This is a genomic window from Agromyces cucurbitae (assembly GCF_058349945.1).
In genome coordinates, this window is sequence record NZ_JBYRES010000002.1 from 653,564 (window position 1) to 665,429 (window position 11,866).

An 11,866-nucleotide genomic window follows, 5' to 3' on the forward strand; every position below is an offset into this window, starting at 1 on the left:
GTGGTGCGGAACCCGCGTCAGAACGCGGCGTCGAGCTCGCGCTGGCGGGCGTCGGTCGAGGCGAGCATCGCCCGGGCGACGGCGGCGCGCACGCTGCCGGCCTCGACATCGAGGATGGTCGTGTAGCCGAGGCGACGGGCCTCGGCGGCGCGCTGCTTGGCGGCCGTGACGGGGCGCACCTCGCCCGCGAGGCTGATCTCGCCGAAGGCGGCGATCTCGTGCGGCACGGCGGCGTCGCGCATGGCCGACGCGATGGCGACGGCGATGGCGAGGTCGGCGCCGGGCTCGGCGAGCCGCACGCCTCCGACGGTCGACACGTAGACGTCGTGCTCACCGAGCGCCCGCAGCCCGGCGCGGCGTTCGAGCACGGCGATGATCATGGCGACGCGCGACGGGTCGACGCCGTTGACGACGCGTCGCGGCTGCGGGGCCTTCGTCGCGACGACGAGCGCCTGCACCTCGACCGGGAGCGCACGGCGCCCCTCGAGCGCGACCGTCACGCACGTGCCGCTCACCTCGCGCCGCCCTGACGAGCGGAAGAGGCCCGACGGGTCGGGCACCTCGGCGATGCCCTCGCCCGTCATCTCGAAGCAGCCCACCTCGTCGGTCGGCCCGAAGCGGTTCTTGAGGGCGCGCACGAACCGCAGCGCGGTCTGCCGGTCGCCCTCGAACTGGCAGACGACGTCGACGAGGTGCTCGAGCAGGCGAGGGCCCGCGATCGAGCCGTCTTTCGTGACGTGGCCCACGAGCAGCACCGGCAGCTGTCGCTCTTTCGCGACCCGGATGAGCGTCGAGGCGACCTCGCGCACCTGGCTCGGCTGCCCGGGCAGGCCGTCGGAGAGCGACGACGAGACGGTCTGCACCGAGTCGACGATGAGCAGCTCGGGGGAGACGGCGTCGACCTGGCCGAGCACGGTCGCGAGGTCGGTCTCGGCGGCGAGGTAGAGCTCGTCGTGCAGGGCACCGGTGCGCCCGGCTCGCAGGCGCACCTGCGCCGTCGACTCTTCGGCCGTGACGTACAGCACCCTGCGACCCGTTGCGGCGACGCGGGCGGCGACCTCGAGCAGGAGCGTCGACTTGCCGACGCCGGGCTCGCCCGAGAGCAGGATCGCCGCGCCCGCGACGATGCCCCCGCCGAGCACCCGGTCGAACTCGCCGATGCCGCTCGGCCGGTGCGCCGCGTCGGCCGTCTCGACCTCGACGATCGGGCGAGCCGTTCGCGCCTCGCCGAGCTGCACGGCCTGGACCGCGCGCACGATGCCCGTCGGCTCGGCGACGTCGACGACGGTGCCCCACTGCTGGCACTCGACGCAGCGGCCGACCCACTTGACGGTGGTCCACCCGCATTCGGTGCAGCGGAACGACGAGGTGGGTCTGGCCATGCCTGGAGACTACCCGCGGCCGCCGACAAACCGCGGCTCGACGGGCGCACCCTCCCGATCTGGGGAGTCGCCGCCCGCCCACCGTGGGCGTACCGTCGAAGCATGCGAGCCGATGTCGACGTGCTCGTGATCGGCGCGGGCCAGGCGGGCCTCGCGATGAGCCATGAACTCACCGCAGAGGGCGTGGAGCACGTCGTGCTCGACGGCGAGACCGTCGGCAGCGCGTGGGCCGACCGGTGGGACTCGTTCCACCTCGTGACCCCGAACCACTTCATCCGCCTGCCGGGCGGCGAGTACCGCGGCGCCTATCCCGACGGCTACCTGTCGCGCGACGAGATGATCGCGCACCTGCGCCGTTACGCCGACTCGTTCGGCGCGCCCGTCGAGGCGCATCGACCGGTGACCGCGCTCCACGTCGACGGCGACGACGGCTTCCTGGCCGAGACGCCGGCGGGAGGCATCCGAGCCCGCCGAGTGGTCGTGGCGACCGGCGCGTACCAGCACGAGCGGCGCCCCGCATGGGCGCAGGAGCTCGCGCATCGCATGCCGGTGCTGGGATCGACCGACTACCGGTCGCCGGCCGACGTGCCCGACGACGTGCCCGACGGCGTCGTGCTCGTCGTGGGCGGCGGGCAGAGCGCCGCCCAGCTCGCCGACGAGCTCTTCGCCGCCGGCCGCGAGGTCGTGCTGGCGGCGGGGTCGGCCCCGGCGATCCCGCGCAGGGTCGGCGACCGCGACGGCATCGACTGGCTCGAGGCGGCCGGGTTCTTCGAGCAGACGCTCGCCGAGCAGCCCTCGGTCGCGGTGCGGGTCGCCGCCAACCCGCTCGTCACGGGGAGCCACGGCGGGCGCGACCTGAACCTGCGCACCCTCGCCGACGAGGGGGTTCACCTGAGCGGTCGCGTGCTCGGCGTCGACGACGACCGGCTGGTCGTGGCCGACGACCTCGCGGCGTCGGTCGCGAAGGGCGACGAGACCTACCGGCAGGTCTGGGAGGCGGCCGCGAGGATCTCGGCCGGGTGGGGCCTGCCCCCACCCGAGGCGCTGCCCGCCGACCCGCCGGTTCCGGTGGCCGTCGCGCCGCCGCGACTCGGCCGGGTCGCCGCGGTCATCGTCGCGTGCGGCTACCGGCCGGACTACGGATGGATCGAGCTCGGCGGCGCCACCGACGAGCACGGCTTCCCCGACCAGGAGGGCGGTCGCAGTCGTCGTTCGCAGGGGCTGTGGTTCGTCGGCGTGCCCTGGATGACCTCCCGCCGATCGCCGCTCCTCATGGGCGTCGGCGACGACGCCACGGCCATCGCACGAGTGCTCGCGGCGGCGTGAGCACCGCTCGTTTTGGTACTCGGGCCGTCGTCGTCTACTATCGATCCCGGTGACGTGTCCGAGCGGCCGAAGGTGCAACTCTCGAAAAGTTGTGTAGGGTAACCCCCTACCGTGGGTTCAAATCCCACCGTCACCGCCACCACGAAGGCCCCGACTTCTGAAGAAGTCGGGGCCCTTCGTCATTCCATCACCGCACGAGCGAGCGCAGCCTCCGCACCGCGACCGAGAGGGTCGCGAGGCCTGATCCGTCCTGGGCGTGGGCGGCGGCGAGCGCCTCCTCGAGCACCCGGCGCGCGGGCGCGCCGCCGGCATCCAGCCAGGCTTCGATGCGCTCCTCGGGGTCGCCGGGCTCGGTCTGCGCGGCGATGGTCGCGGTGAGCTCGGTGATCACGGCGTACAGGTCGTCACGCATGGTGGCGCGGGCCATCGACCCCCACCGGTCGGTCTGCGGCAGGGCCGTGGCCTTGGTGAGCATCTCCTCGAAGCGCAGCAGCGCCGACAGCGCGTAGTACAGGGCCGCGACGTCCTGCCGGTCCCAGTCGTGCAGCCGCGCGCACTCGACGATGTCCAGCAGCGAGTACGCGTCCAGCAGTCCGGCCCCGTGCGCCGCGAGCTCCGGCGGCACACCGGCCTCCTCCAGCTCGGCCACGCGAGCATCGAACCGCAGCCGGTCGCCACCGCGCAGCAGCGCGCCCAGCTCCTTCCACAGTGCCGTCACCGGCTCGCGGAACAGCTCGATCTCCGCGCCGATGTCGACTCCGGCCGGCCTGTGGGCGACGAACCAGCGCGTGGCCCGGTCGAGCAGGCGGCGGAACGTCAGGTACAGGTCGGTCTGCACCGCGGTGGGCACGATGTTGTCGGTGGCCTCGACGGCGACGACGAACGCGCGGAGGTCGAAGATCTCGCGCACGGCGACGTACGCACGGGCGATTTGCTCGCTGGATGCCCCGGTCTCGTCGGCGGCGCGGTAGGCGAACGTGATGCCGCCGCGGTTGACCATCGAGTTGACGACCGTGTTGACGATGATCTCGGTGCGCAGCGGATGCCGGTCGAGGTCGTCTGCATATGCGTCGCGGATCTGCTCGGGGAAGTACTGGGCGAGCGTGGCGCCGAACCACGGGTCGTCGGCCAGGTCGGTGGATGCCAGATCCGCCTTGAGCGCGAGCTTCGCATACGCGATCAGCACGGCGAACTCGGGACGGGTGAGCCCGCGCGCCTCGCCGATGCGCACCTGCACCTCGGCGGAGCTCGGCAGGAACTCGAGCTCGCGGTCGAGCTCGTCGCGTGCCTCGAGCCACTCCATGAGCCGCTCGTGCACTGGCAGCATCACGGTGGCGTTGGAGCGCGAGTTGCCCAGCAGCACGTTCTGCTCGTAGTTGTCGCGCAGCACCTGCCCGGCGACCTCATCGGTCATCGAGCGCAGCAGCTCGTTGCGGGCATCCCGGTCGAACCGTCCGGCGCGTTCGAGCGCGCCGAGCAGGATCTTGATGTTCACCTCGCGGTCCGAGGTGCCCACGCCTGCGGAGTTGTCGATGGCGTCCGTGTTGATGCTCACCCCCGACAGGGCCGCCTCGATGCGGCCGCGCTGGCTGACCCCGAGGTTGCCGCCCTCGCCCACCACGCGCAGGCGCAGGTCGGCGCCGTTCACCCGGATCGCGTCGTTGCCGCGGTCGCCGATCTCGGCGTTTGTCTCGTCGCTCGCCTTGATGTACGTGCCGATGCCGCCGTTCCAGAACAGATCGACGGGCGCGAGCAGCACCGCCTTCTTCAGCTCCATCGGGGTCAGCTGCGTCACGCCCGCACCGAGCCCGAGCGCGTCGCGCATCTGCGGGGTCACCGTGATCGACTTCAGCGACAGCGGGAATACTCCACCGCCCGCCGAGATCAGCTCGCGGTCGTACTCGCCCCACGACGAGCCCGGCAGGTCGAACAGCCGCCGGCGTTCCGCGAAGGATGCCGCGGCATCGGGATTCGGATCGACGAACACGTGCCGATGGTCGAACGCCGCCACCAGGCGGATGTGCGGCGAGCGCAGCATCCCGTTGCCGAACACGTCGCCCGACATGTCGCCGACACCGACGACGGTGAAGTCCTCGGCCTGGGTGTCGAGGCCGAGCTCGCGGAAATGGCGCTTGACCGACTCCCACGCGCCTCGCGCGGTGATGCCCATGCCCTTGTGGTCGTAGCCGGCCGAGCCGCCGGAGGCGAACGCGTCGTCGAGCCAGAAGCCGTATTCGGCCGAGATGCCGTTGGCGATGTCCGAGAACGATGCCGTGCCCTTGTCGGCCGCGACCACGAGGTACGAGTCGTCGCCGTCGTGGCGCACCACATTCTCGGGCGGTACGATGTCGGCGCCGACGCGGTTGTCGGTGATGTCGAGCAGGCCCCGGATGAACGTGCGGTACGCGGCCTTCCCGGCATCCATCCACGCAGCGCGGTCGGTCGGCGAGGGCAGCCGCTTGCCGAAGAACCCGCCCTTGGACCCGGTCGGCACGATGACGGCGTTCTTCACCATCTGCGCCTTGACGAGGCCGAGCACCTCGGTGCGGAAGTCCTCACGGCGGTCGCTCCAGCGCAGGCCGCCGCGGGCCACCTTGCCGAAGCGCAGGTGGACGCCCTCGACCTCGGGGGAGTACACCCAGATCTCGGCCATGGGGTGCGGCTTGGGCAGCCCCGGCACGCGCTTGCAGTCGAGCTTCATCGACACCCAGGGCTTGGGGGAGCCATCGGATGCCGGCTGGTAGAAGTTGGTTCGCCAGGTCGCGCCGATCACGCCGACGAACGAGCGGAGGATGCGGTCGTCGTCGAGGCTGGACACCCCGTCGAGCGCCTGCAGCAGGGATGCCTCGGCGGCAGCCATCCGCTCGGACCGGTCGCCGCCGAGTGCAGGGTCGAAGCGCAGCTCGAACAGCCGTACCAGGTCGCCGGCGAGGCCCGGATTGGTCACGAGCGCCTGCTCGATGTACTCCACCGAGAACGCCGAGCCGATCTGCCGCAGGTACATCGCGATCGCGCGCAGGATCACGATCCGGCGCCAATCGAGGCCGCCGAGGAGTACGAGGGAGTTCAACCGGTCGCTCTCCGCGGCGCCGGTCCATGATGCCGCGAAGGCGTCTTCGAAGTCGGTGCCCCAGGTCGGGTCGGCCCACCGGGCGGTGCTCGCGGCATCCACCCTCGGCGCGATCAGGCCGAAGTCGGAGATGTACCGGATGTCACCGCTGGGCAGCGTGATCGTGTACGGGCGCTCCTCGACGACGTCGGTTCCGAGGTCGGTGAGGATCGGCAGCACCTGCGTGAGCGCGTACTCGCGGTGCGACACGACGGTGAGCACGCGCCGGTCGGGCGCGTCGCGTTCGGGCACGTTGAGGTGGACCGCGAAGTCGCGGCCGTCGAGGCTCTCGAGCAGGGCGATGTCGTCGAGGGCCTCGTCGGGGCGCACCGACTCCTTGTACGCGCCGGGGAACGCCTCGCCGTAGCCGGCGAGCAGGCGGGCGGCCTCGTCTTCGCCGTGGGCCTGGTGCAGGGCGTCGACCAGGCCCTCGTCCCAGCCGCGCACGGCATCCGTCAACCGGCGCTGCAGGGCGGTCTCGTCGACGTCGGGCAGGGTGGACCCGCGGGGCACGCGCACCACGAAGTGCAGCTGCGCGAGCGGGGCGTCGCCCACCCGGGTGGTGTGGTCGATCGTCTCGGCGCCGAACACCGTGCGCAGCAGGTTCTCGATGCGCAGGCGCACCACCGTGTTGTACCGGTCGCGCGGCAGGTAGACGAGCGCGGACACGAAGCGGCCGAACTCGTCGCGCCGCAGGAACGTGCGGGCGCGGCGCCGCTCGCGCAGACGACTCACCTCGGAGGCGACCTCGAGCAGGTGCTCGGCGTTGTCCTGGAAGAGCTCGTCGCGCGGGTACTCCTCGAGCACCTGCAGCAGGTCTCGACCGGAGTGCGACAGCGCCGGGTGTCCGGATGCCTCGAGCACGGCGTGCACCTTCGTCGACACGATGGGCAGCGTCATCACGGATGAGGCATACGCCGCCGACGTGAACATGCCGAGGAAGCGGCGCTCGCCCGTGACGTTGCCGTCGGCGTCGAACGTGCGCGCGCCGATGTAGTCGAGGTACACGTCGCGGTGCACGGTGGCGCGCGAGTTGGCCTTCGTGATGGTGAGCAGGCGCGGGTCGCGGGCGGTGCTCTGCGCCTCGGGGCGCAGGTGGGCGACCGCAGTGGTGGGCTTGCGCAGGATGCCGAGGCCGGTCTGGTCGATCGGGACGAGGACGTCTTCGCCGTCGCGCGCCTCGAGCGTGTACTCGCGGTAGCCCAGGAAGGTGAAGTTGTCGTCGGCGAGCCAGCTGAAGAAGTCGATCGCCGGTTGAACCGTGGCGGGGTCGGCCGTGCTCGGCGGGGCGGTGCGGAGGTCGGTGACGAGGTCGAGGCAGGCGCGGCGCATGGCCTGCCAGTCGTCGACGGCGGCGTGCACGTCGCCGAGCACCTCGAGCAGGCGATGCTCGAGCTCGCTGCGGCCCTCGTCCGTGGGGATCCGGTCGATCTCGAGGTGGATCCACGACTCCAGGTCGCCGCCGTGCGCGTTCATGTCGGTCAACTCGCCGTCGGCGCTGCGGCGCACCTCGACGATCGGGTGCACGAGCAGGTGCACGGCCAGGCCCTGGCGAGCGATCGCGGCGATGACGGAGTCGACGAGGAACGGCGAGTCGTCGGTGCAGATGTTCACGATCGTGCGGCGCGAGCTCCACCCGTGCTCGCCGACGGTGGGGGTGAACACGGTGACGAGGGTCTGGCCCGCGTCGCGCCGGGCGGCGAGCTCGCGCATCGACAGTGCGGCGCCCACGATGTCGCGCGGTTCGCGGTCGGCGAGATCCTCGGCGTCGAGGCTGCCCAAGAGCCGCGCAAGCCCATCTCGCAGGTCGGGATCGATCTCGGCGATCGCCTCGTGAAGCGCAGCGGATACGGTCGTGTCTTGCATGAACCTCGTCGTCCTTCCGGCGCCCGGTCCCGCAGGTCACTGAGCCTGCCGAAGGGCCGGACGCCCCGCATTCGAGCCTACCGATCCGGCGAAGGCGGCGACCAGCACCCCGATCGCCCGGCGGGCGGGTGGCGCCACGCACGAAGGCCCCGACTTCCGGGGAAGTCGGGGCCTTCGTCAGGTGCGGATGGTCAGGCGGCGGCTTCGCCCGTCACGACCTGGGCGCGCAGCGGCATGAGGGCGCCGGCGACCTCGCCGATCGTCTCGGCGTCGACGCCGGCCTCGGTGAGGGCGGTCGCCGCGTGGCCGATCACCCGGTCGAAGTCGGCGTCGGTGATGCCGCGGCCGGCGTGGGCGGCGTCGAGGTCGAGGCCCTTGTAGCCGTTCGGGCCGCCGGTCGCCGCGGCGAGGAACATCGCCATGTGGCCCTTCTGCTGCGCGAGACGGGTCTCGACGAAGTAGGGCGCGAGGGTCTCGTCGGCCATGATCAGCTCGTAGAGGCGGTCGACCACACCGGCGATGCCGGCGCCTTCGCCGAGCTGCTGGTAGAGCGTCTTCGCTTCGGACATGTTCGGATCTCCGATCGTTCGGGCAGATGCGACGACGCGGGTGGGAACGGCGTCGTTCGCTGCGGAACCGGCGAGCGGGGGCTCCACCGGCGTGGGGCCGACGCTAGCGCGTCGTCGCCGAGCGGGACAAATCCCCGAGCGACCCGAACCCGGCCGGCCCGGTCCGTGCGCGGCCGGGCCGGGTACGCTGCTGGAGTCCCTCGTCGAGCGGGCGCCGCCGGTGCAGAAGGCGGCGCGGTGCGTGCGACGCGTGTGGCGACGAGCGTGGGAACGGAGGCCGTGGGTGATCGAACCGGTCGAACTCGACGGCGGCGTGGTCGTGCGCCTGCTCGCGCCCGGCGACGGACCCGCCGTCGCCGCGGCCTACGAGCGCAATCGCGAGCACCTCGCCCCGTGGGAGCCGTTGCGCACCCCCGAGTTCTTCACCGCCGCCTGGCATGAGCGGGATGTCGCGGGCGCGATGCTGCGGCTCGAGGCAGGCACCCTCATCCCGCTCGTGCTCGAGCGCGAGCCGGGCGAGGGCGGCGCACCCGAGATCGTCGGCCGGCTGAATCTCTCCGACCTCGTGCGCGGCGTGTTCCAGAACGCGCACCTCGGCTACTGGGTCGACGGACGGCTCAACGGACAGGGGCTCGCGACGACCGCGGTCGGCGTCGCCCTGCACCACGCCCGCACGGCCGGCCTGCACCGGGTGCAGGCCGGCACGCTCGTGCACAACGTCGCGTCGCAGCGCGTGCTCGAGCGCAACGGCTTCGAGCGGATCGGGCTCGCGCGCCGCTACCTCCGCATCGCCGGCGAGTGGCAGGACCACGTGCTCTTCGAGCGGCTGCTCGAGGACTGAGCGGCTCACCACCCGCTGCGGGTGGGCGTGTGCCCCTCGCGGGCGTCGTCGGGCATCGGCATCTCGAGGCGGAGGCCCAGCAGCCGGATCGGCCGGCCGGCCTCGATGCGGTCGGCGGCGAGCGCCTCGACGCTCGTGAGCGCGGTGTCGCGGTCGCCCGTCGCCGGGATCTTGCGCTGGTGCGTCGTCGTGATGAACGGCGCGTACCTGACCTTCAGCGTCACGCCGATCGCCGGGCGGCCCTCGCCGACGAGGTCGGCCCAGACCTGCTCGAAGAGCGCGTGCAGCGCGTCGTCGACCTCGCGGGGGTCGACGAGGTCGCGCTGGTAGGTGGTCTCCCGGCTGTGTCCGCGGGCGATCCACGGCGTGTCGTCGACGACGCGCGAACCCTCGCCGCGGCCGAGTTCGCCGTACCAGGGCCCCATGCGGGGGCCGAACTCGGCGGCGAGCACGGCGGGCTCGGCCGCGGCGAGCTCGGCGACCGTCGTGATGCCGTGCGCGGCGAGGCGGCGCGAGATCTTGGCGCCGACGCCCCACAGGTCTCTCGTGGGTCGCGGACCCATCACGTCGAGCCAGTTCTCGGCCGTCAACCGGAACACCCCGCGCGGCTTGCCGAATCCCGTCGCGACCTTCGCCCGCACGAGCGTGTCGCCGATGCCGACGCTGCAGTGCAGCGCGGTGCGGTCGAGCACGGCCCGCTGCACCCGGCGCGCGTAGTCCTCGGGGTCGTCGACGTCGACGCCGACGAACGCCTCGTCCCAGCCGAGCACCTGCACCGTCGCGCCCGGCTGGGCCCGGAGCGTCGACATCACCTCGTCGGAGGCGGCCAGGTAGGCCTCGGCGTCGACGGGCAGGATGACGGCGTCGGGCGCCTTGCGGGCGGCGATGCGCAGCGGCATCCCCGACCCGACGCCGAACTCGCGCGCCTCGTACGATGCGGTCGAGACGACCGCGCGCTCCGTCGGGTCGCCGCGGCCGCCCACGATGACCGGCCGCCCCGCCAGCTCGGGGCGGCGCAGGATCTCGACCGCGGCGATGAACTGGTCGAGGTCGACGTGCAGCACCCACGGGCGCACGGGCCGGCTCATTCCGCCAGTCTGCCGTCTCGCGGGGGCCGGGTGTTAGCGTTGATCGCGACCCGCCGGCGCACCGGTGGGCCGGGCCGACGAGAGGAGCGCAGCCGTGATCGAGCTGATCGCCGGGCTCTTCCGCTACCTCCAGGCCTCGGTCGAGCTCGCGCTCGCCTCGAACGCGATCCTCGCGGTGCTGCTCGTCGGCGTCGTCGGGGCGGCCGCGCTCGCCGTCGTGGTCCTCGCGGTACGCGCGCTTCCCGCGCTCGTCGCCGCCGACGCCTCGGGTGCCGCCCGACGCCTGCGGCAGACGGCCGACCCCGGCGCCCTGCTCTCGCAGAGCGACCCCGACGCACCGGGGCGTGCCCGCCCGAGGGCGCCCGGGCGCGGTCTCGCGGCCGCGTAACGCCCGCGAGACCCACCACGAGCCGATACCCGGCTCCGTCGCCGACCCGGTAACCCGGGCGACGGTCTCCGCAGCGTTCGCGCGGCCGGATGGAACCCCGATTTCCCGACCGCGAACGGACTTCACCTTGGACCTCTACAGCTTTCCGCCCATCGCCGCGCTGCTCGACGGCGCGCATGCCCTGCTCATCGGCCTCGCCGAGGTGCTCGAACCCCTCATCGGCGTCGCGAGCGCGGCTGCCGCGATCGTGCTCGTGACCCTGCTCGTGCGCACCGTGCTCATCCCCGTCGGCGTCTCGCAGGCGAAGGCCGAGCAGGGTCGCGCGCGGCTCGCCCCGCGCCTGGCCGCCCTGCAGCGCCGCTTCGCGAAGCAGCCCGAGCGGCTGCAGCGGGAGATGATGGCGCTCTACCGCGACGAGGGCACCTCCCCGTTCGCGGGCTGCCTGCCGATGCTCGCGCAGGCCCCGGTGCTCGGCGTGATCTACGCGCTCTTCATCCTGCAGACGATCGCCGGGCATCCCAATGCGCTGCTGCAGCACACGATCGCCGGGGTGCCGCTCGGATCGAGCCTCGCCGGCATGCTCACGACCGGCACGCTCACGCCGGCAGCGCTCGCCGTGTTCGCGATCGTCGTCGTGGCGATCGCGCTCGTCGGCGAGACGACGCGGCGGGTCTTCGGCCGGCCCGCGTCGCCGGCAGCCGAGGGGACGTCGGCGTCGCGGTCGGGCCCGGCTCCCGCGACGCCCCTCGCGAACCCGGGCGCGATGCGCATGCTCGGCCTCCTGCAGTTCGCGACCGCCGTCGTCGCGATGTTCGTACCGCTGGCCGCAGCGCTCTACCTGCTCGTGACCGTCGCGTGGACCCTCGCACAGCGCGTCGTGCTGCGCCGGGTCTACCCGCTGCCCGACCCGGCGTGAGTGGGGCCGTCTACCGTCTGCGCGCCGCGCCGCACAAGCCCTTGCGGCGTGCGGCCGGTCGGTGGTTCGGTGGGGGCAACAGATCGAAGGAGCCCCCCATGAGTTTCCTCGCATTCCTGGTGCTCGGCCTCATCGCCGGCGCCATCGCCAAGCTGATCCTGCCGGGCAAGCAGGGCGGCGGCTGGTTCGTCACGCTGCTGCTCGGGGTCGTCGGTGCCCTGCTCGGCGGCTGGCTCGGCAGCCTCATCCTCAACCGCCCGCTCACCGAGTTCTGGGACCTCGGCACCTGGCTGCTCGCCATCGGCGGGTCGATCGTCGTGCTGCTGATCTGGGGACTCATCACCCGCGGCAACCGGCGCGAAGCCTGAACCGCGCTCGGCG

9 protein-coding genes and 1 tRNA gene are annotated in these 11,866 nt (G+C 72.6%); 6 read left to right on the forward strand and 4 right to left on the reverse strand.

The window, feature by feature from the left end; all coding sequences use genetic code 11:
* Window positions 1–17: 17 nt before the first annotated feature.
* Complete coding sequence (gene radA / locus AC3RJ6_RS09850) at window positions 18–1,382, reverse strand: DNA repair protein RadA (RefSeq protein WP_491426883.1); 1,365 nt, start codon at window positions 1,380–1,382, stop codon at window positions 18–20.
* Window positions 1,383–1,484: 102 nt separating this feature from the next.
* Here radA and AC3RJ6_RS09855 point away from each other — a divergent pair, with 102 nt between their 5' ends.
* Together AC3RJ6_RS09855 and AC3RJ6_RS09860 are read left to right on the forward strand one after the other, a co-directional pair.
* The gene (locus AC3RJ6_RS09855) at window positions 1,485–2,708 is read left to right on the forward strand and encodes an NAD(P)-binding domain-containing protein (RefSeq protein WP_491426884.1); all 1,224 of its coding nucleotides are present in this window, start codon (window positions 1,485–1,487) and stop codon (window positions 2,706–2,708) included.
* 48 nt (window positions 2,709–2,756) lie between these two features.
* A tRNA-Ser gene (locus AC3RJ6_RS09860) sits at window positions 2,757–2,847 on the forward strand.
* 48 nt (window positions 2,848–2,895) lie between these two features.
* Here AC3RJ6_RS09860 and AC3RJ6_RS09865 read toward each other — a convergent pair.
* Both AC3RJ6_RS09865 and AC3RJ6_RS09870 read right to left on the reverse strand, forming a co-directional pair.
* A complete protein-coding gene (locus AC3RJ6_RS09865) occupies window positions 2,896–7,683 on the reverse strand; it encodes an NAD-glutamate dehydrogenase (protein ID WP_491426885.1) in 4,788 nt (1,595 codons plus the stop codon).
* 191 nt (window positions 7,684–7,874) lie between these two features.
* A complete protein-coding gene (locus tag AC3RJ6_RS09870; protein WP_491426886.1) occupies window positions 7,875–8,252 on the reverse strand; it encodes a group I truncated hemoglobin in 378 nt (125 codons plus the stop codon).
* Window positions 8,253–8,535: 283 nt separating this feature from the next.
* Between AC3RJ6_RS09870 and AC3RJ6_RS09875 the strand changes: the two genes are divergently transcribed.
* Complete coding sequence (locus AC3RJ6_RS09875) at window positions 8,536–9,093, forward strand: GNAT family N-acetyltransferase (RefSeq protein ID WP_491426887.1); 558 nt, start codon at window positions 8,536–8,538, stop codon at window positions 9,091–9,093.
* A 5-nt stretch (window positions 9,094–9,098) separates the two neighbouring features.
* Here AC3RJ6_RS09875 and AC3RJ6_RS09880 read toward each other — a convergent pair whose 3' ends face one another.
* Window positions 9,099–10,181 carry a DNA polymerase IV gene (locus AC3RJ6_RS09880; RefSeq protein ID WP_491426888.1) on the reverse strand — a complete coding sequence of 361 codons (1,083 nt, stop codon included), beginning with the start codon at window positions 10,179–10,181 and terminating at the stop codon, window positions 9,099–9,101.
* A gap of 94 nt (window positions 10,182–10,275) precedes the next feature.
* Here AC3RJ6_RS09880 and AC3RJ6_RS09885 point away from each other — a divergent pair, with 94 nt between their 5' ends.
* The 3 genes from AC3RJ6_RS09885 to AC3RJ6_RS09895 all read left to right on the forward strand — a co-directional run bounded on the left by AC3RJ6_RS09885 (window position 10,276) and on the right by AC3RJ6_RS09895 (window position 11,853).
* Window positions 10,276–10,569: a DUF6412 domain-containing protein gene (locus tag AC3RJ6_RS09885; protein WP_491426889.1), complete on the forward strand. Its 294-nt coding sequence runs from the start codon at window positions 10,276–10,278 to the stop codon at window positions 10,567–10,569.
* 127 nt (window positions 10,570–10,696) lie between these two features.
* On the forward strand, window positions 10,697–11,485 hold the full coding sequence (locus AC3RJ6_RS09890) for a YidC/Oxa1 family membrane protein insertase (RefSeq protein ID WP_491426890.1): 789 nt from the start codon (window positions 10,697–10,699) through the stop codon (window positions 11,483–11,485).
* A gap of 98 nt (window positions 11,486–11,583) precedes the next feature.
* A complete protein-coding gene (locus AC3RJ6_RS09895; RefSeq protein ID WP_491426891.1) occupies window positions 11,584–11,853 on the forward strand; it encodes a GlsB/YeaQ/YmgE family stress response membrane protein in 270 nt (89 codons plus the stop codon).
* The last annotated feature ends 13 nt before the right edge of the window (window positions 11,854–11,866 follow it).